The sequence below is a fragment of the Marinobacterium sp. LSUCC0821 genome (assembly GCF_012848475.1).
Taxonomy (GTDB): domain Bacteria; phylum Pseudomonadota; class Gammaproteobacteria; order Pseudomonadales; family Balneatricaceae; genus Marinobacterium_E.
The window spans coordinates 2,234,393-2,260,644 of sequence record NZ_CP051666.1 but is presented as its reverse complement, the minus strand read 5'-3'; the positions used below and the strand labels follow the sequence as shown (position 1 = coordinate 2,260,644).

Annotated in this window: 21 protein-coding genes; 3 read left to right on the top strand and 18 right to left on the bottom strand. The window is 41.3% G+C overall.

Annotated features, from left to right (window positions below; translation table 11 throughout):
* Positions 1-17: 17 nt before the first annotated feature.
* Both HH196_RS11015 and HH196_RS11010 read left to right on the top strand, forming a co-directional pair.
* Complete coding sequence (locus HH196_RS11015; protein ID WP_169452162.1) at positions 18-911, top strand: tyrosine-type recombinase/integrase; 894 nt, start codon at positions 18-20, stop codon at positions 909-911.
* A gap of 22 nt (positions 912-933) precedes the next feature.
* Positions 934-2,301 (top strand): O-antigen ligase, encoded by a 1,368-nt coding sequence (locus HH196_RS11010; protein WP_169452161.1) that lies wholly within the window; start codon positions 934-936, stop codon positions 2,299-2,301.
* Here the strand turns inward: HH196_RS11010 and HH196_RS11005 are convergent.
* From HH196_RS11005 to HH196_RS10995, 3 genes are all read right to left on the bottom strand, one after another.
* Positions 2,276-4,228 carry an acyltransferase family protein gene (locus tag HH196_RS11005; RefSeq protein ID WP_169452160.1) on the bottom strand — a complete coding sequence of 651 codons (1,953 nt, stop codon included), beginning with the start codon at positions 4,226-4,228 and terminating at the stop codon, positions 2,276-2,278. The genes HH196_RS11010 and HH196_RS11005 overlap by 26 nt on opposite strands.
* Before the next feature lie 398 nt (positions 4,229-4,626).
* On the bottom strand, positions 4,627-4,920 hold the full coding sequence (locus HH196_RS11000) for a Wzz/FepE/Etk N-terminal domain-containing protein (RefSeq protein ID WP_169452159.1): 294 nt from the start codon (positions 4,918-4,920) through the stop codon (positions 4,627-4,629).
* Between the two features lie 65 nt (positions 4,921-4,985).
* Positions 4,986-6,893 carry a nucleoside-diphosphate sugar epimerase/dehydratase gene (locus tag HH196_RS10995; protein WP_248276857.1) on the bottom strand — a complete coding sequence of 636 codons (1,908 nt, stop codon included), beginning with the start codon at positions 6,891-6,893 and terminating at the stop codon, positions 4,986-4,988.
* A 285-nt stretch (positions 6,894-7,178) separates the two neighbouring features.
* Here HH196_RS10995 and HH196_RS11655 point away from each other — a divergent pair, with 285 nt between their 5' ends.
* On the top strand, positions 7,179-7,652 hold the full coding sequence (locus HH196_RS11655; protein ID WP_169452158.1) for a tyrosine-type recombinase/integrase: 474 nt from the start codon (positions 7,179-7,181) through the stop codon (positions 7,650-7,652).
* Here the strand turns inward: HH196_RS11655 and HH196_RS10985 are convergent.
* From HH196_RS10985 to HH196_RS10915, 15 genes are all read right to left on the bottom strand, one after another.
* Entirely contained in the window at positions 7,649-8,824 is a 1,176-nt protein-coding gene (locus HH196_RS10985; RefSeq protein ID WP_169452157.1) for a DegT/DnrJ/EryC1/StrS aminotransferase family protein, read from the bottom strand. The two genes, HH196_RS11655 and HH196_RS10985, sit on opposite strands and share 4 nt — an antisense overlap.
* Before the next feature lie 21 nt (positions 8,825-8,845).
* Positions 8,846-9,421 carry an acetyltransferase gene (locus HH196_RS10980; protein ID WP_248276856.1) on the bottom strand — a complete coding sequence of 192 codons (576 nt, stop codon included), beginning with the start codon at positions 9,419-9,421 and terminating at the stop codon, positions 8,846-8,848.
* Between the two features lie 40 nt (positions 9,422-9,461).
* Positions 9,462-10,061, bottom strand: a complete 600-nt coding sequence (locus HH196_RS10975; protein ID WP_169452155.1) for a sugar transferase — start codon at positions 10,059-10,061, stop codon at positions 9,462-9,464.
* Positions 10,058-11,275 carry a glycosyltransferase family 4 protein gene (locus tag HH196_RS10970; protein WP_169452154.1) on the bottom strand — a complete coding sequence of 406 codons (1,218 nt, stop codon included), beginning with the start codon at positions 11,273-11,275 and terminating at the stop codon, positions 10,058-10,060. The genes HH196_RS10975 and HH196_RS10970 overlap by 4 nt, the downstream gene beginning before the upstream one ends.
* Positions 11,272-13,104, bottom strand: a complete 1,833-nt coding sequence (locus HH196_RS10965; RefSeq protein ID WP_169452153.1) for a heparinase II/III-family protein — start codon at positions 13,102-13,104, stop codon at positions 11,272-11,274. The genes HH196_RS10970 and HH196_RS10965 overlap by 4 nt, the downstream gene beginning before the upstream one ends.
* Positions 13,105-15,240, bottom strand: coding sequence for a bi-domain-containing oxidoreductase (locus HH196_RS10960; RefSeq protein ID WP_169452152.1), 2,136 nt, complete (start codon positions 15,238-15,240; stop codon positions 13,105-13,107). It lies immediately after the preceding gene.
* Positions 15,228-17,150, bottom strand: a complete 1,923-nt coding sequence (asnB, locus tag HH196_RS10955; protein ID WP_169452151.1) for an asparagine synthase (glutamine-hydrolyzing) — start codon at positions 17,148-17,150, stop codon at positions 15,228-15,230. The genes HH196_RS10960 and asnB overlap by 13 nt, the downstream gene beginning before the upstream one ends.
* Before the next feature lie 2 nt (positions 17,151-17,152).
* Positions 17,153-18,181, bottom strand: coding sequence for a glycosyltransferase family 4 protein (locus HH196_RS10950; protein WP_169452150.1), 1,029 nt, complete (start codon positions 18,179-18,181; stop codon positions 17,153-17,155).
* On the bottom strand, positions 18,174-19,400 hold the full coding sequence (locus HH196_RS10945; protein ID WP_169452149.1) for a hypothetical protein: 1,227 nt from the start codon (positions 19,398-19,400) through the stop codon (positions 18,174-18,176). The genes HH196_RS10950 and HH196_RS10945 overlap by 8 nt, the downstream gene beginning before the upstream one ends.
* Complete coding sequence (locus HH196_RS10940; protein WP_169452148.1) at positions 19,384-20,535, bottom strand: hypothetical protein; 1,152 nt, start codon at positions 20,533-20,535, stop codon at positions 19,384-19,386. The genes HH196_RS10945 and HH196_RS10940 overlap by 17 nt, the downstream gene beginning before the upstream one ends.
* Positions 20,532-21,842, bottom strand: a complete 1,311-nt coding sequence (locus HH196_RS10935) for a polysaccharide biosynthesis C-terminal domain-containing protein (RefSeq protein WP_169452147.1) — start codon at positions 21,840-21,842, stop codon at positions 20,532-20,534. The genes HH196_RS10940 and HH196_RS10935 overlap by 4 nt, the downstream gene beginning before the upstream one ends.
* Before the next feature lie 127 nt (positions 21,843-21,969).
* Positions 21,970-23,073: a DegT/DnrJ/EryC1/StrS aminotransferase family protein gene (locus HH196_RS10930; RefSeq protein ID WP_169452146.1), complete on the bottom strand. Its 1,104-nt coding sequence runs from the start codon at positions 23,071-23,073 to the stop codon at positions 21,970-21,972.
* A gap of 64 nt (positions 23,074-23,137) precedes the next feature.
* Positions 23,138-24,232 carry an acyltransferase gene (locus tag HH196_RS10925; RefSeq protein WP_169452145.1) on the bottom strand — a complete coding sequence of 365 codons (1,095 nt, stop codon included), beginning with the start codon at positions 24,230-24,232 and terminating at the stop codon, positions 23,138-23,140.
* Positions 24,233-24,300: 68 nt separating this feature from the next.
* A complete protein-coding gene (locus HH196_RS10920) occupies positions 24,301-25,644 on the bottom strand; it encodes an MBL fold metallo-hydrolase (RefSeq protein WP_169452144.1) in 1,344 nt (447 codons plus the stop codon).
* Positions 25,641-26,207 carry a hypothetical protein gene (locus tag HH196_RS10915; protein ID WP_169452143.1) on the bottom strand — a complete coding sequence of 189 codons (567 nt, stop codon included), beginning with the start codon at positions 26,205-26,207 and terminating at the stop codon, positions 25,641-25,643. Before HH196_RS10915 ends, HH196_RS10920 begins: the two co-directional genes overlap by 4 nt.
* Positions 26,208-26,252: the final 45 nt, after the last annotated feature.

Sequence of the window (26,252 nt, the reverse complement as noted above, 5' to 3'; positions counted from 1 at the left end):
TTTATTAGGGTTTTATTATGATTGAAGAAATACTAGCATCATTCGACGGTGCTTTCGCAGAAAATACACTTCGCGCTTACCGAAGCGATTACACGCATTACGAAAAATGGTGCTCTTCTCATGGTTGGCCACCAATCCCTGCTACCGCAGATCGACTCGCTCTTTACATCGAGGAGATGACTACCAAATACAAAAGCGCAACAATACGCCGCCGTTTCAGTTCTCTATCGTCATTGTTTTATCTGACTAAATCACCAAACCCGGTTAATGAGCCTGAGGTAACCTTAGCCATGAAACGAATGCATCGCCAGATTGGCAGAGCACAAAAGCAAGCATCCCCACTTACCTTAAAATACCTAGAACAAATGAAACGTAAGTGTGACAATTCAAACCGAGGTATGCGTGACAAGGTAATGCTTCAACTCGGCTACGAAACAATGCGACGGCGTTCAGAAATCTGTGCATTCAAATTTGAAGACCTAGAGCAGATGCCAAACGGCAAATACTCATTACTACTTCGCCAATCTAAAACAGACCAATATGCACAAGGTAGATTGATTCCTATATCAGACACCTTGGCTAAACTAATCATAAAATGGCAAAGCAGAGTTGGTACAAACACTGGGTACATTCTAAGAAGCATTCGCAAGGATGATGCCATAGGCGACCAACTATCATCAGCATCGATGTGTAATATACTAGTAGACCTTCAATATCGATCAAGACTCCGCCATTTACCCAATTTCAGCGGCCACTCATTCCGCGTTGGTGCTGCACTTGACCTACTAGAACGCGGAGTATCTTTAGAAAAGATAATGTTAAGAGGTGGATGGGGAGCAAAATCCACTGCACTTAAATATTTAGCCACCTGGGTGGGTTCAGACTTAGAGGTTTTTGCCAATTCCATTTAATGCCAGGAAATACTTTGGATGCATGTCATTTGACGGTGCTTCGGGTAAAATAATCTCATCTGTCATCTGTCATCTTGGATATTTTGTGCTAAACGCAATTCATCGACACCACTTTACTATCTTGCTGAGCGGTTTCTTTTTCTTACTGGCCTTTGGCAAGTCATCGACATTGCCGTTGCTATTAATGGCAATGATTGGGGCTTTTTTGCTTCTTAAAGAAATTAGAACAGGAAAGGTTTCTTCAGACACTAAGTGGTTGATACTAAGCGGATCGTGCATATTAATTCCGGCGGGATTTTCACTTGTCACGTCAATAGACATACCAAGAAGCCTAGAATTCATAGCTACATATCCTTTGTATTTTCTTGCTGCCTATTTCATATATTTTCGACTTAAAGAAGGTATAGATATATGGCCATCCATCAAAACTATTTCATCATTAATTTTGATTTGGGGGGCGCTAGCAATATGGCAATACTTAGACCCATCCAATCCATTTGGCCCTGGTGGATCACACAATCAAGGCATATTCACTCGAAACAATCCATTCACAGATGGAAGCTTGATGCTTGGATTCATACTAGGCACCTTATTTCCATTTATTACGTTCAGCCTCTGGCAGACCAAGTACTACAAAACCAGCATCTTGATTGGAATGCTCATTGTTATTTTATGCTATATAAGCGGCACTAGAGCTAGCTGGGTATCGATTGCTTTCACATTATTTATGGTTCCAATCATATTTTTTAGCAATGGCCACAAGCTCAAACCCATTTACTTGTTAGGAATATTAATTGGACTTCTATTCTTTTCATTAACCTTATCAAGTTTGTACAGACTTCCTGGGCTATCACAGAGAATTGATGCGACTCTGTTAGTATTCAAAGAGCCTACAATAGAAAATCTTGATCATTCACTATCGGGCCGACTTGATCTATGGATTGATGGTTTCAACATCGGCGTATCCTCACCGATAGCTGGCACAGGAGTTAATAACTTCAGATATGCCCAACCAATGCTTGAAAAGCCTGCCGGGATACGGTGGATTCACAAAATAAATGATCCAAAGATACCTCATGAATTAGAGGGCGCCGCTCATACCCACCAACTCTTCTTTGATGCTTGGTCAGGAGCTGGCGCTATAGGGGTTTTAGGATTAATGCTCTTCTATATCAGACTTTTCCATCGCACCAGAGAATCAATCAAGACAGGTGATTTAGTAGCCATAGGTGCTATGGTCGCTCTATGGGCTGGCTTTCTTCCATTTAACACCCAAAACAACCTTTACGGGAGCTGGACAACTGCTTGGTTCTGGGTTTGGTGTGGAATCGCAATTGGCTTGACATCAAGATCCGTCAACAACACTACTGAAGAACTCCATTCAACTTAACAGAATTAGATTCGACCACATAGTTTGATCCCCTTATGGATAGATGATCTGTATCCGTGTAAAAAAGCATATCCTTGTTAGCGCCATAACATCTAGAGCTATCACATAGAGCATCAGCAAGCGTTAATACCGGAATATCACCTACAGATGAAACTGCATCAATCAAAATTGAATGCGAACTTTCTCTACGTGAATCAAACTCCGTTTTATCAAAAGAGCATCTTCCGAAATCCCAAGCACTACTTCTGTTGTTCTCTGGTAAGCATGATCGAATATCAAACGGTAACTCCGGTACGTCTTCTAAAACAACAACGCGTTTCTCTGCGGCATTCAACGAGGATATTGAATTACGCAACCCTATGATATTGATATCTTTAAGCGATAAGGAGTTCTGTTCGGTATTGAACACTTCAGAAGCTTTCGCTGGATTTAAATAGCGTGACATCTGGTAAGTTAAAAAGACCGTTTTTATATCTGGGTCACTCAGAATGGTAGTAATTGCCGACGACATTGATACTAAGCACTGACCTTTTGGATTGTCAAAGAGATATGGTGGACATGCGCCCTGCCCAACAATTGCTAACGATTGCCCTCTGCTTTGCGCCCAAAGACTCATACCGAAATACAGTGCACGTGCATGACTATCACCAATGAGTACCATTGTGGGGCTTTTACCTTGGTGAGTACAAAAAGAAAGAGAAAACTTATCACACCATCGAGTTGACGGTGACGGCAGCGTTACACCACCCTGAAGATCTCGGGTCAGTTGCATCATTTGACTATCAAAACGCTGCTCAAATCCTTTCTGAAAGTTAATCACTAACCCAGCAATAGCAATCAATATCATCGCCAAAGCCAACCCCTGAGTTTTTTGACGAAGCGCTCTGCCAAATCTTAGTGGTTTCTCAATAAAACGAGTCGTTAAATATGCCAACAATATCGTCACTAAAATAATCGCCACTTTGGCATCAAAGTGGAGACTGTTTTTAACAATTTCGTGGAATGAAATTAATGGCCAGTGCCATAGATATAGCGCGAAGCTTATAGAACCGAAGAAAGTTAATAGCCTATTACTTAATAGGTACTTATTTACAAAGGAGTCCGAACCTGAAAGAACCAGCAACGCTGCCCCGAAGACAGGAAACATGGCTGTTAAGCCTGGGAACTGATATGAACTATCAATAATTAACAGGCTAGCAAACAATGCGCCCACACCGATTATCGACATGGTATTAAGTGCAACACTTACTCTAAGATCACTCCCTAAAAAACGAAAACCATTTCGTCTCTTCGCAATCAGCACTAAACCTGAACCGACTAACAACTCCCAGAATCTTCCGATAGGCAAGTAAAAAGCAGCAGTTTCTGAATACGCAAGCAGAACCAAACCTATCAAGAAGGACAGCATTCCTACGATAAGAATCATCAAAAAGCGAGGTAATTTAGCATTCCAAGTGAGCATTACTAAAGCGGGCCAAAGAAGATAGAACTGCTCTTCAATACCCAAACTCCAGAGATGAAGAAATGGCTTTCTCGTCGCATCTAAATCAAAATAACCTGATTCACTCCACAACAAGAAATTTGAAACAAAACCAGCGCCTGCAGTTGCATGCAAACCTAATCGAGATAATTCATCAGGAAGCAAAAAGAACCAAGCGAAAACTACGCTAGCAATTAATACGACTATTAATGCAGGAAAAATTCGCCTAATACGCCTCGCGTAAAATTCTATTAGTCTAAACTCACCCTTATCTAGAGAAGTAAAAATAATGGTTGTGATTAGGTAACCACTAATAACAAAAAAAACATCAACCCCAACAAATCCGCCCGGAAGTATATTTGGGAAAGTGTGGTATAGCAGAACGGAAAGTACGGCAATTGCCCTAAGTCCATCAATATCTGCACGGTATGAAGGGTGTATCGTCACAAATCACCTACTAATAAATTTTAGATAGGTTACAGGAAGAACCATAACTTTATAAGTTTTGTTAAGCAGCGATTATCGGACATAAAAAAGCGGCCGTAATCAGCCGCTTAATTTTTTGTAGGTGCAGTTTGAGAAATAACAGGAGCCGAAAAGGCTATCGACTCACCACCATCAGATAAGGCACGAATAGTCTGTTTAGACTGAAGCATCTGCTGCGCGACCGCATCTGTAGACTGAAGTGTTTCCGGCAAGTCATTGATAATTATTTCAACATTTGACTTAGCCTCACTGAGAAGCTCTTTGCTAATTGAGCGCTCAAGCCCACTAAAAAGATTGTCGTATTGCGTTACACTTTCAGGAGCAAATGTCGTGATTACGGCAGCATTACTTTTCTTATCCTAGCCCCAACCAGCTGGAAGTTGGGCAAATAATCGGCTAACGACATCGCTGGCATCGCTGGCATCGCTGGCATCGCTGGCATCGCTGGCATCGCTGGCAGGCATTTTAGGGTTAACGATGTAATTTACTGAAACAGAATATTTAGGCGTAGCCAAAAGCGCATACCCAGCACCACCAACAGCAGAAACAATAGTAAAGAGGATAATCAAAACCTTCTCTTTCCATAGAGTTTCGATCAACTCAAAGAGATCAATCTCATCATCTTGGTAAGTAGGTTTTAACTCTTTAGACATTCTGATAATCGTTATGGGAGGCTCTTAAATTCAAGGGTGTAAATATGGTCAATAGTCTAACAACTTTAACCAAGCTTTATGACATTATTTATCTGCTTCGATTGGCTATTCTGAAGTAAGTCCACATTTGAGCTGGAAGGAGAAAAATCTTTCACTATATCAATCAATAACTGGCGTGCCATATGACTGTCATTGGTTTCAATTGCTTTGAGAATGCCTGACAGCACTCGATCTAGCTCCTCGCGCGATGCGAACTCTTCGTCGGCGGTTAGAATCTTAGGATGTTTGGTGCCTGCTGCGTTATTGCCAATCAAGAGCTCTTCATATAGCTTCTCACCTGGACGCAATCCAGAGAATACCACCTCAATATCACCGGTTGGGTTTGAAATATCTTTAACCGTGCGGCCGCTCAAGCGAATCATCTGTTTAGCCAAATCGGCAATCTTAACAGGCTCGCCCATGTCCAATACAAAGACATCACCACCTTTCGCCATACTTCCCGATTGAATAACCAACGACGCCGCTTCCGGTATGGTCATGAAGAAACGATTTATTTCTGGGTGTGTCACGGTAATAGGACCGCCATGTTCTATCTGCTTCTTAAACAGAGGAACCACCGAGCCAGAAGAGCCCAGCACATTACCAAAACGAACCATTGAGAATCTGGTATTGCTTTGATTCTCAGCAGCTAAGCGCTGAACCACAATCTCAGCCAGACGTTTGGTTGCGCCCATGACATTGGTCGGCCTTACCGCTTTATCGGTAGATATCAGTATAAAACGCTCGATATCTAACTTTTTAGCAACAGACGCGACAACCGCAGTACCCAAGGCGTTATTTTGAACACCTTGCAGAACATTATACTCCACCAAAGGTACATGCTTATAAGCAGCGGCATGGTATACCGTTTGAATACTGTATTGCTTGAGCACTTGCGTGACACGAACTTCATCCAGAACCGAGCCAAGAATTGGAAGTAACTCGCACTCTGGGTTCGCATTACGTATCAATAATGAAAGCTCAGCCTCGATCGCATAAAGCGCATACTCAGATTGATCATAAAGAACGACTTTAGCAGCACCATAAGTCACTGCTTGGCGTGCCAGCTCAGAACCGATAGAACCACCTGCACCCGTAATACAAACGGACTTACCTTCTATGCTCCTGGCAATCAGCGACTGATCAGGCGCAACTTGATCACGACCCAATAGATCTTCAATCTCAACTTCACGCAGATCATCGACCGCTTTACCAGAGATCAGCTCACCCATGGTTGGCATAGTCAAAATGTTGACAGATAGTTTAGACAAGCTCTCCAGTATCAAACGACGCTGCGCTGCAGTAACGTTTAGCATCGCTAGCATAATGCTATCGACACCGTAACGGGTAACCAGCATCACCAGTTCGCTTGGTGAATAGACGCGTAATCCACAGACAATGTTCTTCTGCAATTTACGATCATCATCAATAAAAGCGATGGGTTTAACTTCGCCACCTGCTTGTAAAGAGAGCGCCAGTTGCGCACCGGCACTGCCGGCGCCGTAAATAATCGCGACATGACGGCTGGAGATCTTGCCAGACAACCAATGGTAGTAACTACGAAGAATAAGACGACTACCACCCAGGTAAAGCCAAGCCGTCAAACCAAAAATAATAGGGACAGAACGCGGAACTCGCCAGATATCAAAGATAACGGCCGATGTATAAAGAACCAAAACAAGCAAGAACACGCCAAGCGCGACAGACTGAAGCAGCTTAACGTTCATGTATCGCAACACAGTGCGATACATGCCTAATTTTATGAAGATAAGCACGCCAAGAACGGGCGTTACCAAGAACAGTGTCCAAGCATCCGCAAGATACGACGCAGGCCACCATTCAGAGATACGCAGAGCAAAGGCAGACCAAAGCGCAAAAACCAAAGCCAAAGCATCAGCCACAACCAGAATCACCCGCTTAACCGATCGGGGCATATTCAGAAACTTTTGATGTAAGCCAGAACTTTCAAGATGCATAAACTGACCAGTCAATATTCTAGTCTCCGATTATAGATGGAAAAGCCAAAAGCCAAAAGCCAAAAGCCAAACGAAGAGTTTATATTATCAAAACAGAGGCAAAAGACGGAAAAACAATGACTTAGAATCTAATGGAATTTACAACAGTTTAACTGCATCTTATCGCACCCTACCCTTCCTTGTACGGGGTCCGACCTCCGCTCTGCCCCCTACATATACAGCGTTCGTTTAGGCTACGAAAACATGCGCCGCAGAAGCGAGATATGCCAATTCAAATTCGAAGATCTTAAGAAAATGCCGAACAACAAATTCGCTTTATTACTTCGCCAGTCAAAAACAGATCAACTATGTAATGGGCGATTAATACCAATATCAGAAAAATTAGCTAACCTAATTACTAAATGGCTAAAGCGAATTGACATTAGTAAGGGTGTAATTTTAAGAAGCATTCGCAAAAACGGTGCTGTAAATGGGCCACTATCACCTGCAGCAATGACAAACATACTAGTCGATCTGCAATACCGTTCACGACTACGTCACCTCCCCCACTTCAGCGGTCACTCTTTCAGAGTAGGTTCCGCATTAGATCTTCTAGAGAGGGGAGTCCCATTAGAAAAGATTATGTTGCGAGGTGGCTGGTCTTCTAAATCAACAGCACTAGAATACTTAGCTAGTTGGGTAGAAAGTGATTTAGATGTATTCGAGGAAGTCTGTTAGATACAAATTTCCCTTATTACCCTGCAAGTTAAATCAATCTCTTCCTGAGTCAATGTCGGATGGCAAAGAAACATCAAACTGGTCTCACCAAGCTCTTTGGCAACTGGCAGGCGGCTTTCAGGACGAAACCCTGAACCATCAAATGCTTTTTCCAAATACACTTCAGAGCATGAACCAGAAAAGCAAGGCACACCGCGCGCATTGATTTCGGCCATGTACTGATCACGCTTCTCGTTCTCCACAAATACATAACACTTGTAGGCAGCATGGGTACAACTAACTAAAGCATCACAATTATCGCATCCCGCACACCTTAATTTTGGAGCTCTCAGAACCGCTGTTTTTCTGGCAGCATCCCATATCTGTTCGGCATACTGTTGGCGCATTTTAGACCACTCAGACATTCGCTTGAGTTGAATACGACCTACTGTGGCCTGCAGTTCCATCATTCGCCAGTTAGTGCCAAACGACTCATGCAGCCAACGAAAGCCGGGAGGGTGCTCTCGGTTGTAAATCGCATCCCAGCTCTTACCATGATCCTTAAATGACCACATTTTCGACCACAGTTCGCGATTATTCGTAGTAACCATACCGCCTTCACCACCAGTGGTCATGATTTTATCCTGACAGAATGACCAAGCGGCAACGTGACCGATCGAACCAACAGACCGCCCTTTATAGCGCGCACCGTGAGCCTGGGCGCAATCTTCTATAACATAGAGATTATGCTCAGCTGATAGCGCCATAATAGGATCCATATCACACGGCCAGCCTGCTAAGTGAACACAGACAATCGCTTTGGTCCTAAGTGTAAGAACAGCTTTAATCGTTTCTGCTGTAATATTTTGGGTATCTAGGTCGACATCTGCGAACACAGGAGTTGCGCCGGCGTTCACAATACTAGACACAGACGCAAGAAAAGTACGGGGCGTAACGATTACTTCATCGCCCTCACCCACGTCTAGGGCTTTGAAGGCGAGGTCAAGGGCAACCGTTCCATTCGCCACTGCAATAGCGTATTCAGTTTCAGAAAACCGAGCGAACTCCCGCTCAAACTCTCTACACTCTTGCCCTGTCCAATAATTCACTTTATTCGACAGTAAGACATTCTGTACCGCTGAAGCCTCTTCATCAGAAAATGATGGCCAAGGAGAAAACGGTCCGTTTAACATTTTTAGAAACTCATAGAAAAATTAGGAAAAGGGTTTTGCTGGAACACCAGCAACGCATATCCCATCAGGAACGTCCGATAAAACAACAGAACCAGCGCCGACTAGGACATCGGAGCCAATAGAGACACATTGAATTACAGCTGCGCCGATTCCGATCCAACTCAACCGACCGATCTTCACTCCACCGGCAACATTAACTCCCGGAGAGACGTGAACGCCCTCTCCAATATTACAGTCGTGATCAACGGTACTTCCAGTATTCAAAATACAGGCAGCAGAGATAGTCGTATCTGCATTAACAACGGAGCCAGCCATAGCAACCGTTCCATCGCCTATGGATGAAGATTTACTGATTACAGATCTAGGGTGCACCAAGGATGGCAAGGGAGCTCCACGAGAGCGGAAAAACTCGAACTTTTCTAGCCTCACAGTGTTGTTGCCTATGGCAACATGTATCCCATCGAAGTCGCAAATCTGCTCAACGAGCGCTGCGGTATTTCCGACCACATCGAAACAGCCGTTAAGTGATAGGTCCGGCCACGCATCGTCAAAAAATACAATCTCACTCCATCCGCATTCAAGAGCGATTTCAGCCACTACCTTTCCGTGGCCGCTCGCGCCCAGTATAGCTAGCCGTCTAGTCACGAGGAGTGCCTGTAAACTTGTGCATCGTTACCTCGCCATCTGCAGAGATACCATCACGCAGCAGCACTTTCTTTATCGTAAGGTAAATGATCTTTAGATCTAACCATAAGGAGCGATTTTCAACATACCATGTATCGAGTTTGAATTTTTCTTCCCAACTGATCGAATTACGTCCGTTAATCTGCGCCCAACCGGTTACACCTGGCCGAACATCGTGGCGTCGGTACTGCTCCGCCGAATAAAGTGGCAAATATTCCATCAATAAGGGGCGGGGACCTACCAAGCTCATTTCACCCTTTAACACATTCCAAAGTTCCGGCAATTCATCCAGGCTAGTAGAGCGTAGAAAATGACCAAAAGGCGTCATGCGTTCTGCATCCGGTAGCAAGTTACCCTTTTCATCAACCGCATCTCGCATGGTGCGAAACTTGAACATCTCAAAAGGCTTGCCGTCCTTGCCCGGGCGCACCTGACGGAACAGAACTGGCGAACCGAGTTTACGGCGAATCAGCAAGGCGACCACGGCGATGACCGGCAGAAGCACTAATAGACTGATAGCTGAGGCAATCATATCAAAAAGACGCTTCATCATTTCACGGCCCCCTCAAGCCAATCAACGAAGCGATTACTTAATTTAGTCCGATCAAATTCATTTTCAGCCAACTGCCGGGCATTTTGGCCCATCTGCACCAACCGCGCTCGATCGTCTGCTGCTTGTTCCAGTGCATCTGCAAATGCTTTAGGGGAATCCGGTTCCACAGCAAAACCACAGGCATGCTCCTTGAGCATGTCCGCCAACCAGCCCGGGTAGTTATTTAACACCGGCACCCCTGCTGCAATGTAATCAAAAAACTTATTGGGTGACGTGCCGTAATAAAAAGCTGAAACGTTTGCCAGAATCTGCAGCCCCACGTCTGTGCTTGCCATCAAACCAGCCAAACGTTTTTTGCTCACAGGCTCATGGAATATAACATTTTCCAGTCCCTCATTGCGGGCACGTTCAACCAGCTTAGCTTTGAGCTTGCCCTGCCCAACCAGGACCAACTTGATATCAGAACGATTGCGGGCGTTGAGCTCCACTGCAGCGTCTAGCACTGCATCCAACCCATTCGCCATACCGTGAGTACCAGCGAATACAGCCATCATATCGTCAGGCTGCACTCCTTCTGGCCGCCAGGGAGTTGGTTCAGCGGCAAAAATACTCAGATCGCAACCGTTGGGGACAAGTTCAATACGCGTTTTCGGAACACCACGTGAAGCGATACCTTCAACGATACCGGGGGAAAGCCCTATACAACGATGCGCAGATCGATAGCTGGCCCACTCCAAAAACGACATAGCGCCTAGTACCAGCGGGTTATTGATTACGCCCATGGCCTTCGGCAGTTCTGGCCAAAGGTCCCGCACCTCAAACACAAAAGGTTTACGTCTTAACCAACGTGCAAAAATACCGGGAATACCCGCGGTCAATGGTGTTGTGGTCGCAAATACAAGGTCGTATTTTTCACTGAATACCAGCCCGATGCTACGCAACGCAAACTTCACAAAGGTTGAGGCGCGTTTGACAAACCCATCACTATTTGAATAGGCAAGATCGAACTCAATAATATCGATGCCTCCGACAGCGCCACGGCGCAACCCTTTAATAAACGGTTGCGCGATTCCAGTTTCACCGCCACCATAACTGCCACACACCATAGTGACTTGATGACCGCGTACAACTAATCGACGTGCCATTTCATAGGAACGAATACCAACGGATCCGCTTGGAGTAGAAAAATGCTGATGGAAGTAGAGAACTCTCATGAGACCCAACGATACTCCGTTGTTAGTATGCCCGGTTGATGTAATTCAACCTCCAAAACAGGAACTGGTTGTTTATCCTGGTAAAAACGTGACTCCCATCCCTCCACCAGCTCATATCGCTTGATTGGTATGTCTGCCATCACCTTGATTGAGTGGGTACCTTTAGATATCACATCGCCGCTTATTTTCCAGTCGCCGGGCTCTAGGCGCCAGCGAAGAACTGCTTTTTCCTTAAAGCCTGCAATTTCGTCAGTGACACTCAGCAACCCCTCACAGAGACTTACACTACGAACATGTTGTGCATTTTTCCCGTCTTTGTATCCCGCAGTTACTGCCTGCCTATATGCTGAACCAGCGATAGGTTTAAAAACATTTGTTTTCAGCCAATCCCCAAACAAGAAACGACTTAAACGGGGCATTTGGTCGCGGCCATCAAACTGAACAGTATTGTGGCTCTCCGTACCAGAAAAGTACTGCAACCATCGCGCTTCTGTATTGTAGCTGAAGGTACCAGCATCACGGAGTAAGTTACACTCTTGCAACCAAAAATCCAAATGCAGTGCATCAGCCTGACTTGGCCTGAAACGAAATTTCGGATAACGCAGCATGACTTTTGCATCACCCATACAGAGCAGTACGTAGCCACCTTGATCAAATACTTCGGACTTTCCAGCAGGCAATGCCTTGTCTGGTCGTTCAAGACCTAACCAGTTTAAAGGCTGATTCCACACACCATCTTCGGAATAAGCATTAGCCTCTAAAAATAGTACGGTTGCCAACTGGACCGATGGGCGAAAATCACGATAATCAGTATCGGTTAACGGCAAAAGCCTAGCTCCATCATTGGCGCCCAAATTAGGCCCGTCACCATTCCAGTGATTTGTCATGGCATACAACCAATTTGCGGCAGCCCGAGCGCGTTGTTGCCAGCATGCCGAAAACTCAGGTAACGCAAGCTTCCGGCGCCAAACTTCTACCATACTGAAGGTATCCAACATTACACGATGATAGTTAAGCGAATATTGGCTAAAACTTCCATCTTCGCCAATGAGGTGTGAAGCACGATTCTCGAGCCACCTGCGCCCGGTTGTCGTCAATTCTGCCCCCCCTGAACTACCCATCACGGTCAGCCAGCTTCCACCTATAAACAGTGCTGCAGCCTCTGATGTACCGTGATTGTTATCCTGTGCCATTGCGTACCTTAAAGTAGGCGCAATACGCTGAAGATGCAGCTCTACAATATCAACCAACGCTTTTGGTGCAGTTTCTATCTGCTCCAATATCAGCGCGGCCATCGCCAAATGCAAAACCCGAATCGAAGCCTCCTGACCGCACTTCCAGTTAGGGCCTTTGTAGGGCGGATTTTGCGTACACCAATCGTTTAACCAATTATTCAGACGCTGGAATGCCTCGTAGTTACCCGCCCGAGCCTGCTGCGAAAAAGCCAGTACCCAGTCGAAACGTGACAGTTCCCAGATCAACTTAATATCACCTAGTGCAGGGTCGAAATCTGGTATAGACCACCAGTCCTTTTCGGGCTGAGGTACTCGCTTTCCTGTTATTGGATTAGCATGCCAATCAGGAGGTATTGTCGTGACTGGAATTGGATAGTGACCAAAAAGGAGCGCTATACTTTCCCAGTGGCTGGGCGCAATAACGTTAGTTATGGGCCATGTTTGAGGATTAAAAAATACGCCTTCAGCTGCATTACCTGTCAGGCGACGAACAGGATTAAAGCCCAGCTTGACACCTAAACGATAACTAATAGCGCGACACAGATTTAAGGCCCCTAAAGCAGCAGCAGTACGCGCTTTAACCAAAAACGACATTTACTGTGATCTCAGTTGCTCAGCTATCTCTATGCTAACCCGCGCGACCTCAAAAATTTCATCCGCGGATATCGCAGGGTTACCGGTTTGAATACTTTCAAGGAAAGCAGCAGCGCAAGCCTTCTGGCCTTTGTCCTGCTTCCACAAGTTCATTTTTTTAAAGCCTTTCCAACCGAAAGCTTTCAGTTTGCGGAAGTTGTCCAACTGAAGCACGCCACCAGCAGCAAACACTTCCACCCGTTCTTTCGGGAAGGTAGATGCACCGTTAGCGAGGTACAGAATGGTCCCGAAAGAGCCATCTGCAAAACCAAGTGTGATACTAGCTTTATCCTCTGTCACTGGCACACTTGGGTGGTCTCCCATACGTCGCGCTTGAACGGATACAATCTCGCTGCCCGCCAGATATCGCATCAAGTCGATAAAATGGCAGGCCTCGCCAATGATACGACCACCGCCAATAGCGTTATCCTGTGTCCAGTAATCAGCGGGGATAGAACCAGCATTCATAGTCATGATGAATGACTTGGGTTCCTTAACAGGTTCAAGTAGGGATTTAATTTTTTTAACCTGCGGAGAGAACCGACGGTTAAAACCAACCATCAGATGTAACCTTTTGTCGTCGTCAATAGTAGCTTTGTATGCGCTTTCAACCCGCTCCAATCCGGCAATATCGATAGCTAACGGCTTTTCAACAAAGACATGCTTACCAGCTTCCAGTGCTTGAGCGACAAAGTACGCATGACTATCGTGACGAGTTACAACCGCCACGGTGTTAATATCAGAATTCGTCAGCATCTCGGTGGCGTCGGTCGAAGCTTCGGCAAACCCGGCCTTCTCACCATGAACAACGCTATTGATACCGCCGGCTGTCGCCAAGGTATGAAACTGAGCACCGGCTGCCTTAAATGCCGGGATCAACATGCGAGAAGCGTAATTACCAGCACCAATAAAGCCCATTACTGGCTTATCAAGATTGAAACTTAAATCCGTATTGAGTTTTACCTTGCTCATGGAACGGCTTTCATCTGCAGAAGTGTACTGCAGCAGAGTACCCAAACTGGCTTTGTCCTCTAACAGGACTTGATAAGCCATCCGTGCATCCTCGAACGCAAAACGATGACTAATCAACGGCTTTACATCGAGACTGCCGTTGGCCAGCATATCCAAAACCGCCTCAAAATTACGCTGTTCTGTCCAGCGAACAAAAGGCAAAGGATAGTCCTGCCCCATGTATTCGTATGAAGGATCGTAACGTCCTGGTCCATAAGAACAGGAAACCTGAAACTTGAGCTCTTTTTCATAAAAGTCAGCACGACTAAGTTCAAGGCCTGTCACCCCGACCAAAATGATACGACCACGCTTACGGCACATTTTTGCTGCTTGGGTAACAGGGTCATTCGATTTGGTAGATGCTGTAATAATAACGCCATCGACCCCCTGACCACGACTGAACGCCATACCGATAGCTACTGGGTCTTCACCTTTTCCAGGGTTGCAGGTTTCAGCACCAAACTGGCGTGCCAACGCTAGTTTGGATTCATCAAAGTCAATAGCCAATACACGGCAGCCCTGCGCTAACAACAACTGAACAGTAAGCAACCCTATTAGTCCAGCCCCTATGACAACAAAGGCCTCACCAAGGGTTGGTTCGGCAAGACGGATACCCTGTAAACCGATACTCGCCACAACTACGAATGATGCTGACTCATCATCAACGACATCTGGAATGCGCGCGCAGAGATTTGTAGGAACTTTAACGATATCTGCATGAGGACCATTAGAAACAACACGATCACCAGCTTTAAGACCGGAAACACCAGCACCAACGTCAGAAACAACCCCTACATTGCAGTATCCTAAGGGCAGTGGCTGAGCAAGCTTAGATCTAACTGAATCCACAGTTGTCACTAAACCGTCCGTTGTTATCTTTTCAAGAACCATCTTGACCTTATCCGGCTGCTGGTATGCCTTTTCCAAGTAAGAAGCTTTACCAAAACCAACTAGCATCCGCTCTGTTCCTGCTGAGATCAAGCTGACTCGACTGCTTACTATGATAGAGTTAGGTGTAATAACTGGACTTGGGGAATGTATAACTTCAGTTTCTCCAGTACTTAAATTTTGAATTACTTGTCGCATGATTTTTCCGAACTTAAAAAAGATAAATGCTTACCACTTACAAATATATCAAACCATAACGATGTTAATAGTAATGATAATATAAGATAAGAATGATCACGAACTCCCAACTCATGCTCATCCAAAACTCTTACTACGGCCAGATAATCGAAACAATTTTGTCTCTCAATCATATCGCGATTGAAGTAATTAACTCTCAATTCGCCTAGCGAATCATCAACCCATTTCTTCAAAGGAAATCCAAACCCTGTTTTAGAACGATGAACAACTTCCCTTGGTAAATATTTTTCAGCTAATTTCTTCAAAAGAAACTTACCTTTAGAACGACTTTGCTTAAGGCGAACATTAAGACCAGCAGAAAAATCAGCTAAACGCACATCCAAAAAAGGAACACGCACTTCAACCCCTTCAGCCATAGACATTTTATCTGTGTAAAGCAAATTATGATCAGTAAGAAAATATTTACGATCAAGGTGCAGAACTTTCTCGAGCTCGGGCATCTTATCTAAATCATTTATCTCTTTTATAATATCGCCTAACGAAAGAAATGGAGATTTCAGTTGTTTTTTAACAGACTCATTAAAAAGCTCAAAAACAACCTCGGGATCAAACCAGAAAAAGTACGATAAAATTCGCATATTATCACTTCGATCATACATCAACGACAAACGATGAATTCTGCGCTTAAATGCGGTGTTAGGCAAAACAGAAATAATGGTATTGCTAATTCTAACTAACTTTCTAAAAAAAACGTTGAAAAAGAATTTTGAATATCTAGCAACAAAATGTCGACGATATCCTGAAAAAATATCATCACCACCAGCACCGGAAAATAAAACTTTAACACCAGCCCTCCTAGATGCAGCGCTTATAGCCGCAACATTCAACGGCGCAATGTCTGAGCAAAGCTCATCAAGGTTGTAAACCATTTTTTCCAACTGCTCAATAAAATTACCTTCTAAAGAAACATTAGCACAAGGAATATCAAGCAAGTCAGCAACCTTATGAGCGAAGAAACGATCATCACCAAAGCCAATATCTAAATCACCATTGTCGATGGTGTACGTCGGCAGTTTACTTCTTGATAATTTTGTAAAAATCGAACAAATCAAACTTGAATCGACCCCGCCAGACAAAAAGGAACCGATTGGAACGTCTGAAATAGACTGTTCAACAACAGAACTTACCATCAAGGAATCTAACTCGCTTAGCTTAACTTCAAAGGTTGCATCTTTTGGATTATAGCGAGGCCATTCCCAGTAGGGCTTGATAACAAAACCATCAGACATATCAGCTTCGACATAATGCCCACTGGGAACGCAATAAACACCATGGAATACAGTCTCAGGACCGGGGTTCCACTGAAAAATTAATGTGCGGTAAATACTAGGATAATGCGGAACAGGCATAAATCCCTTTAAATCTAAAAAAGACTTCACTTCACTAGCGAATACAAAACAACCATCTATCCAAGTATAGTAAAGCGGCTTTACCCCAAACTGATCTCGAGCAATAAATAGATTGTTACTTTTGAGATCATAGATAGCGAAAGCAAAAATCCCTCGTAGTCGACCCAACATAGATTTGCCGTACTCCACATAAAGATGAAGCAAGACTTCGGTGTCGCCTTCAGTAATGAAAGTATAGCCCAATTCTATGAGCTCAGAACGCAACTCTCGAAAATTGTATATTTCACCATTAAAGACAATACAAAACCTTCCACTACTATCCCACATCGGCTGACCAGCACTTAATGAAGGATCAATAATAGCAAGGCGAACATGGCCCAATTGTATTTGCTCATCACAGTATCTACCAATACCATCAGGACCCCTATGAGCAATTCGAGACAACATCTTATCAAGACTGCCATTGGGCATAGATCCAAGTATTCCAGCGATTCCGCACATATTTATCTCTTCTCCAGCATCTGTTTAAAACATCTAACTCTTTCCGCCAAAGAAAAAAAAGAATTGCTGCGATCACTTGCAGAATTTGACATTAATGCTCTCTGCTGAAGAGGTAGATTAAAAAATATACCCAAAGCCTCTGCGACCGCGGACACACCTACATCCGTCATTATCAGCCCAGTATTGCTAACTACTTCACGAGAAGCACCCTCAGGAGAACAGATAACTGGTGTTGCATATGACATAGCCTCTAAAGAGGCATTACCAAACCCCTCCATATACGACGGAGCCAAAAGACATATAGATGATCCAAATAAACTTTGTTTTTCTGACTGATTCGGATCGAGAATAACAGAAACAAACTCTGTAAGTTCTAGCTCTTCTATCAAAGAATACAGAAACTGAAGACCATCGCCACGACGACCGGCCACTACTAATTCAAAATTTGAGGGGTGTTCCTGAGAGTTTAAGAAAATCCTAAAGCCTTTTAAGGCATCATAAATCCCCTTGCGAACAAAGCTCCTGTGAGTCATCCAACAAAAGCAAAGAATTGTATTCTTGCGGATCTCATAAGGTAAAAGCAAAGAGGGATTAAGAAAACTTGTAGTTAGACTAGGATACAGAACAACTCCTTTAACGCCCTTTAGCATAGAAACAATAGAAAGTTTTTGGTGCTTTGAAATAAATAGGTTTAAATTACTTAAACGAAATGACAAATATAATCCGATACGCTGATAAATTTTTCTGTCAATAAAGGAGCCACTGCCAGAAAGATCAAACATATGCTCGGCACCGGTAACATAAACGGGAACAGAAAAAAACCTGCAGAGCAAAATAGGAATTAATGAACGCCCCCACCACCAACAGTAAACGAATTCTACGTTAAATAAATTTCTGAGCAGTCCAAACAAACCAGTAACAACAATAACATCGAATCCTGATTCTTCCAGCATTTGCTGATCAGCGGAGTAATATTCCCACTCAGAAGTATACACTTCATCAACAGGAACATAATAAATTACCTTAGACATCACCAGTTCCTCTGAAACGATAAAAAACAGATAATAAAATAACAACATAACATGAAACAAAATAAGGTAATGAAAAATTTAAATTAACAATATTTCCAATTAAAAAGCTGAAACACAGAAATATACAACAACAAATTAAATAAATATCTCGACTTAATATTGCGACTTTCAAAACCCTAAAAAAGAACAAACAAAAAACTGCGACCAGCACACAAACACCTAGAAAACCACAGCGAACAAAGACATCAACAAAAAGATTGCTATAGCCGCCGAGCCCGCCAGAACTCCAACCAAAGAAAACACCCCACACATCAGCACTGATAAGATCAGCATAAAACTCATAATAGTTACCCGACCTTTCATTCCAAAATTTAGATAAGCTAAACCCACTGCGCTGAATATCAAGTAAATAATAGAGCGAATACAAAATGAATGATAAGAAAACAAATATCAAATAACGTAAAACCTGATTCTTAACTTCAAAAAACAGCACAAATGATAGCAAGATGCAGCAAAACACCAAATCAAGGTAAGCAGCTTTACGCGAAGCCATGGTGATAACAAAAACAGACAGGGCGAATACGAAAAGGTTTAAAACTCTATTCTTTTTCTTTGCAAACGATACAAACAAAAGGCAACCAGAAAAGACTGACAAAACAGCAGAAAAAGAAACCAAAAAACCGTATATCTCAATACCATATGATGATCGAATTCCGTCATATACAAAACCATCAGCTACAGAACTGATCAAATGTAAATCGCGGGCTAGAAAATCCAAAACCACACCACAAAGAACAAAAAACAATCCAAAATACCAGCCACGATAAATAAAACGACGATGAGATTGGCAATGCAAAGATCCAGCATACTTTTGTATTTCAGAGGAGCAAGCTAAAAGAGTTAGCAAACCAACAACAAGCCAAGAAGATTTAGCAATACCAACATCGATAAAGACGACAAACGCGCAGCAGGCAAATAAAAACCGGTAGACACTTCCAGTTACATAGCGAAACAGCATACCACCAAATAGAAGAAGAAAAGCTACTACCGAAAGCGGAAGCATGAGACCAAGATTGCTCTCAGATTTAGGGCCTGCACCGGCAATTTCCATAAATAAAGGCGACTGAATAAATAATGCAGATTGCCCCACCGAGAAATAAAGAGGAAGAGCAATAAAAAACCCAGAAATAAAATGGAAAAATTTAAGGTAATTTGACACAAACAGACTCCCATTCTGTGAAAAATTCGTCCAAACGTTCTAAGAAAACAGAATTAATATCAAAAAGAGATATATTATAAGTATGGAAATCCCCATCACTAATCGACAAGTTCGAAAAGCAAGAATTAGAATTAAACCAATCACCAAAATACATATTCATTTCATGTGCAAGATTATTAAAACACTCAACACGGTCCCTTTTAATAAAAAAAGCGATTCTTGGACTAACCAGAAAGTCTTTATCACTAACATTTGGCGTGAGGACATTGTTTTTAATAATAATCTTATACACACTAATATATGATTTATACAAGTATTCACTTTTTCGCGTAGCCAACCAAAACTTTTCAGATCTGAATAAATATGAAATAAATCTAGGACTCATACCACAACCAAGAAAACGCTTACGACTCATTTTTTCTGATCGAAGAAAGAAATTTAAAACGACAAACATCTTTCGAAGAAAATTACCAATGATGAAAATTAAATTTGACTTAGTATTATAAATCCTGTAGCTAAAAAGCACTTGTATTATTTTTTTAAAAGTCATCAATGCGGGCTCGAGCTTTACAATACTGGAATTAAGGGGATGAGTTTTTTTACCAGACAAAACTTCCCCACCCCAACCAACGCTAAACGCTTTAGAACACTCATAAGACACAACATTGTAATCGAAATAAGACTCATAGGGGCGACCATTGCGCAAGCTCCCATATGAAAGTGACAAATCACCAACAACTGTAAATCCCAATTCAGAAAGCATATTGATATCAATACAATCTCCCCCCAATTGCCCAAGGGTACACTGCCAAAGCACCCAATCAGTTTGACCATCCCCTTCATTAAGGATTTTTGACACTTCGACCTTGTAATTAGCATCCAAACCATAATACAGCAACTCGCAATCAGCAGAATTTAAAGCATCAATAACGGCATCACAGGTATAGGAACACACATGAACCCGCCCCCGACCACTATCTTTCAAATGACGTGCAATAAGATAAATTGCCGAACGACATGAATTCAGTAAAAACCTTTCTGAATCAAAATCTGTTCCATATTGTTTGATTTTAAAATCGTGAATATCAGGGGAATTCAACCCCTGCCACAAAAAACTTCTTATATAACTATTCATTTATTTATAAATTTATCACCAGTTAATTTCAATACCGAAAAAAATTCACTAATACTAGGATATAAATCTCTTTTTTCAGCATCTAAATACACATTTTTGATTCTTAAAACACGAATAAAAAACTGCGACGAAATACCTATAAATAATGAAAACTGCAAACCATAAACCCCAAAAGAAAAAGTAAGCGGTATAGACAATGCTATGGATACAATCAGACCGATAAATGTTGATTGGGCCACAACCCAAGCCTGCCCTGTAGAATTATGAAAACTTTCAACTATACCAGACAAATAATATATGAAAAAAAACGGAACAAATCCGTTTAAAAAAGGCGTTATATCGAAATACTTCGCACCATACAATGCTGTGACTATGTAGCCACTTAAAAACACCCATAATAATGCAGCCAAACTCATAAGAATAAAGGTAATTCTAAATGCGCGAGTAAATATTTTATATTTTTCAAATATAGTTAAATTCTTGGAAGATATATTTGGATATAGCACCTGACCCACAGCAGTCGGCAAGAACCTAAAATACGCATCAGAAAGAGACTTTGTTATACTAATATTAGCAATTGCATTACTGGAAAGAATAAAGCTTGAAATAGTGACCGGCAAACTTGAATTTAAAAAAGAAAATGAAGAGTTTACATATTGAGCACGAGCGTAACTTAAAAAATCTTTGCTCAGTTTCCGGGGAGCAACAGAAAGTAATTTTATGTTATTTAAGACCATATAAGCGGAAAAAGCAAACCCAATAATCGAAGCAACAACACTGATTATCACAAGATACTTCAGTGACAAGTCGGCTTGATAAAATACAACCAACAACAAAGTAACAGCCGGAACTAAACCTTGTGATATATTATAAAGGCTTAAGCGATCTGTAGCTAAAATATAGTAATCAAAAACCAGCTTCAAAACAGTAAAAGGATAGCGAATAAGTAATATTAATAATAAATAAGCAATCTCATTACTAATTAACCATTCATACTCTAAACAAACATATAAACCACCATATAAAACAAGCAGTAAAAAAAATATCAACTTAAGGACACTTGATAATACAGACCGCAAGAGAATTATCTGGTTATATTTACCACTTTTTATAGCATACACTGATGAAATATCTTGATAGTTTCTAGCAAATACCTCTAAATATGATGCCACCAATAGGATTATTACATAAATTCCCATGTCATATTTACTGATATTCCTAGCAACAATTATATTTGTTAATAAAACAAAAATTAAGACAAAAACATCGCGACCTAAAAATTTTAATACAAAATTAATAAAATCCACCCCATTCAAGAGAATATGTAAAGATGTTTAGCGAACACACAAACACCAATTTATACAATTAAAATCCTTCAGATCTATCTATAATCCATCGATTTTTACAACAACAGAATTCCAAAATATAAGCTTATTAACATTTAGTCGAAAAATTTGTGATGAAATAAATAATGTGTTCGCAGATAACTTCTACGTCAGTCTCCAATAGACCTGGGTAGCTCGGCAAGTTAATACCTCTTACACTTAAATCTTCAGCCACCAAAAAAGAGGCTTCACAATAAAATGCTGGCATTTGATGCGCTGGTATGAACATAGGACGAGTTTCAATTCCCTTACTATCTAAGTACACCCGAAGATTATTCCTCAACTCCTCACTAGCCACAAGTACCGTTACCATCCAGTAAGAACTTATAGCTTCCTGCTCTATATATTGAAATTGTAGACCGACTCCCTCCAAACGGGCTCGGTACCAGTCGTTGATTAATTTCTTTTTCTGCAGTATTGATTCAGCTCTCTCAAGCTGAGCCAGTCCGATAGCAGCACAGATATTTGTCATCCTGAAGTTAAACCCAACTTCGTCGTGCCAGTATTCCCGAGTGAGTGAAACACCCTGGTTTTTCAGAAAAGCAGCTCGCTCAACGCGCTCAGCACTTTTGGATGACACCATTCCCCCCTCACCGGTAGTGATGGTTTTATTGCCAAAAAAACTGAACGTCGAAAAGTCTCCAAACCCACCAACTGACTGCCCACAGTAGACGCTACCGAATGCTTCAGCAGCATCTTCTATTAGGAACAAACCATTGTCAGAACAAAGCAATTGAAGTTCCCTAATAGCACAGGGATTACCATAGAGATGAACCGCCATTACGGCCTTAGTTTTGGGTGTAATCTTACGTTTAACATCCTCAGGATCCAAGTTCCAAGTATCGCGTAGGGAGTCGACGAATACAGGAGTAGCCCCGACGTAGGCGATGGCGTTTACCGATGCAATATATGTTAATGACGGTACAATAACTTCATCTCCAAAACCTATCCCTAAAGAATACAATGCAAGGTGAAGAGCTACCGTACCGTTTGAAACTGAAGTCGCTGCTGGCAACTTTAAAAAATCGGAAAATGAACTCTCAAACTTAGTTACATATTTTCCTCTAGAGGAAACCCACCCCTCCCTTAAGCAATCAAGAACATACTTTTCCTCGTTACCCAACAATGCTGGCTTATAAACTGGTATCAACATATGTATTTTGCCTTATAAAATAGTAATGATTAAAAATAATTATTAAGAATCAAACAACGCAGCACTATAATTTCACAACTATTTTATTTGCAGCCGCTTTTATTAAATTTATGTTTATTTTATCTACATAGGCGAGACCATGCGATAAAATTAAAACAGGAACCATCAGCAATATAAAATTAATAACTGCACAAACAACTACAGAAAAACCCGTAAAACCTAGCCAGGTAAAATTATATAGCCCAAAGCTTGAAATCAAAGGCGAATGCACCAAGTAAAGCGGGAATGATATATAACCCAAATACAAGAAAACACCTTTAGTTAAGAATTTTTTTACTATAGGATTAAACATCACAATTACAATCAAAACTGATGCTAAAACAAAATCAATAAACAAACTATTTATTGAAAACATTAAAATCACACTTTTAAACAATACCCACAAAATAAAAGCCCAAAACGGGATAATAAAATTACAGCTCGGCTTTAAATAGAGGGCGTATAAAATATAGCCCACTAAAAAATAAGAAAAATAATAAAGACCCGGCAGGTAAAATCGTGACAAAAAAACAAACAATGAAAGGCACAGAAGTAAGAATAGCGATATATTGGATTTTCTCAACAAGGATAAGATCCATATAAACAAAAACAAAATAGTAGATGCAAAAAGTTCCGGCCGCATTGTCCACGCAGGTGGAATATAAGTATGCTGCGCATCATAATCAAAGAAAACGTTGTAAGTGGCAAACAAAAGACCGTCAAATAAATCATGTTTAAATCTGTAAAAAATATCATAACCCTTCCACGCCCCAAACGAAGAAGGAATATTATCATTAAAAAACAAATCTAATTCAAAAAAAATGAGTGCAATCAAGGTAACTAAAAGAATTGGTATCATCAAACGAATGTAGCGAGTAAATATTGAATAGGAAAGCCAGCGAAAATTTATCTCATATTTACTTGCTGAATGACTTAGTACTACACCAGAAAGCACAAAAAAAATTGCAACGGCCAACTTAGTATCAAAGAAAATATTTAATAAAGGAATTGCCCTTAAAGATTCATACGGCCAAAAATGACCAAAAACCACAACTAGAGCCGCCAGCCCCCTCAAACCATCCAAATAATCAAATCTATTGTTAACTGGTTTATAATTCATGTATAAAAACACCATTCTTAATAACTTTTAAGCATCAAAGGAACTTTATTTACTAAATAACCCAGAAATCAAAGTCTAAAGTAATTCAAAGCATTAAGAGTATCACTACAAAAAAAGTTCGGCTCTCTGTGCCAATTTAACTTCATCGATAAGCAAGCGTCATCCCAATGAAGATCGCCATCGATGATCAATTTTAAAATACCTGCATTTACATCCACAATTATGAAGGGATCTATTCCAGCATCACCATTAATATCCTTGAGCGAACCTTCTTTATCTAAGTGCAGTCTGCGGTCGCCGTCTATACTAATAATGATCTCTTGCTTGGGTTCTAATGAGTGTTTTTTAATTGCTTTTGAATAATTTTTAGCCGCAAGCTCTAACAATCCAAAGTCGAATTCACTATCGCGAACAGTGTTTTTAAACACCCGCGAGCTACCCTCTGAGCACGTTAAAGAATCAGAATAATTAATCATTTCTTTAAAGATGGATTCTCCTGATTCAAAAGATGAGTTTAAATAATCTACTCGAGCACCATTCTCATCAAAGATTATAGTATCCTCAGGATATAGTGCGACAAAATCAGCATTAAGAGCTTTTCCATATCTCCTCGCCACTTCAAACTTATCACAAGTCCAAACCTCACCAATAACTCTTCTCCATTCAGCTGCATGCCCCCCAACAGCAACAAATTCTGATGAATATGGCATTACACATTTCGGACTAAGTAATTTTAAATTATCCACCTGCAATTCAAATCTCACTTTTTCTTTATCACGCAATATTTTTAATTTTTCTTCAAAATTAAATCTATATTTAAAAGGGAAATCGGAAGCAAATCCAGAATATGCAAACCCTATTAGATCAGGGTTATTTAGAATTTTTATATTTTCAGATATTCGTACTGCGCTATATAGATTATCACCCGCTAAAAAAACTAGTTTAATGCCGTTTTTTCTACAAATAATGGAAAAACCAGCATCTATAGACATACTGTTTTCTTTCTGAGATTCTAACCCAGTTACATTTATGGGTGGCACAGCCGTTATATCGAATTCTTCAGTCAAAAAACTCTCAGCTGAACATTCCAACACATTTACATTATTAAACCCAGCTTCTTTCAGGGTGTTAGACATTACCTGCCAACCAAAGACTCGTGGAACCAAGAACTGCATATCTTTTGGACAATACTTTTTAGCAGTTTCTATACAGAAGTGATCTTTATGAAGGTGGGTATATAGACAAAACGTTACACTCGTGAAGGCTTCTATTTTCTGATTCTCGGACAATCGAGGGAAATTATGCCATGTTCCTTGGTATATACCATCATAAAACCAAGGATCTATTATGATTTTCTCATTCTTACCTTCAATTGTTACGCAAGCATTCGTGTAATTTTTTATTTTAATCATATTTCTTCTCTTTCTACCTCCTTCCAACCAAGTTTTTTATACATATTTTTAACAACATTAGTGCAGAAAACTTCGTTGGAATAAAAGTTTTCATTTAATAGACGTTCCGTTGCTAATGCCGCTAGGCAGTATGCTAAAACTGGCCTAGTAACTGCTGATAACCAATCGTTTGACGGGTCTAAAACAAGAAATTCTATAGTCCCTGTTTTAGAAGTGAGGCAGCGGGGACTCTCGGCCGCAAAAATTGCCCCAACCAATTTATTTTTACCTACATCCTCTACGACAAAGAAACCATTGGAAAGAATATGTTTTTTCCAATAGTGAATCGAACATAAACCTATATCTGACCTAAAAAGCATTAGGTAATATTTAATGATATCCTTGTCTTCAAATTGTCTAATTTTATATCCAGTCGGCACCTTTATTTTTGACTTTACATAGTTACTTGATGATAATGTCATATGTATTAAGTCAGTCTGAGAGTTTTTTCTACCAATAATACTCAGTAAAATACTGCGAATTTTGTTTGCTAATCTGAATATAACTTCAGTTATATAATTCACTTACGTATCTACCTCTATAATCCCGCATCAAGAAATCCCACATTT

Bases quoted from the DNA above. Each gene is read 5' to 3' on its own strand.
- HH196_RS11015 (WP_169452162.1), top strand. From the start codon at position 18: ATGATTGAAGAAATACTAGCATCATTCGACGGTGCTTTCGCAGAAAAT.
- HH196_RS11010 (WP_169452161.1), top strand. From the start codon at position 934: ATGTCATTTGACGGTGCTTCGGGTAAAATAATCTCATCTGTCATCTGT.
- HH196_RS11000 (WP_169452159.1), bottom strand. From the start codon at position 4,920: ATGTCTAAAGAGTTAAAACCTACTTACCAAGATGATGAGATTGATCTC.
- HH196_RS10995 (WP_248276857.1), bottom strand. From the start codon at position 6,893: ATGCCCCGATCGGTTAAGCGGGTGATTCTGGTTGTGGCTGATGCTTTG.
- HH196_RS11655 (WP_169452158.1), top strand. From the start codon at position 7,179: ATGCGCCGCAGAAGCGAGATATGCCAATTCAAATTCGAAGATCTTAAG.
- HH196_RS10985 (WP_169452157.1), bottom strand. From the start codon at position 8,824: ATGTTAAACGGACCGTTTTCTCCTTGGCCATCATTTTCTGATGAAGAG.
- HH196_RS10975 (WP_169452155.1), bottom strand. From the start codon at position 10,061: ATGATGAAGCGTCTTTTTGATATGATTGCCTCAGCTATCAGTCTATTA.
- HH196_RS10970 (WP_169452154.1), bottom strand. From the start codon at position 11,275: ATGAGAGTTCTCTACTTCCATCAGCATTTTTCTACTCCAAGCGGATCC.
- HH196_RS10965 (WP_169452153.1), bottom strand. From the start codon at position 13,104: ATGTCGTTTTTGGTTAAAGCGCGTACTGCTGCTGCTTTAGGGGCCTTA.
- HH196_RS10960 (WP_169452152.1), bottom strand. From the start codon at position 15,240: ATGCGACAAGTAATTCAAAATTTAAGTACTGGAGAAACTGAAGTTATA.
- asnB (WP_169452151.1), bottom strand. From the start codon at position 17,150: ATGTGCGGAATCGCTGGAATACTTGGATCTATGCCCAATGGCAGTCTT.
- HH196_RS10950 (WP_169452150.1), bottom strand. From the start codon at position 18,181: ATGTCTAAGGTAATTTATTATGTTCCTGTTGATGAAGTGTATACTTCT.
- HH196_RS10940 (WP_169452148.1), bottom strand. From the start codon at position 20,535: ATGAATAGTTATATAAGAAGTTTTTTGTGGCAGGGGTTGAATTCCCCT.
- HH196_RS10930 (WP_169452146.1), bottom strand. From the start codon at position 23,073: ATGTTGATACCAGTTTATAAGCCAGCATTGTTGGGTAACGAGGAAAAG.
- HH196_RS10925 (WP_169452145.1), bottom strand. From the start codon at position 24,232: ATGAATTATAAACCAGTTAACAATAGATTTGATTATTTGGATGGTTTG.
- HH196_RS10920 (WP_169452144.1), bottom strand. From the start codon at position 25,644: ATGATTAAAATAAAAAATTACACGAATGCTTGCGTAACAATTGAAGGT.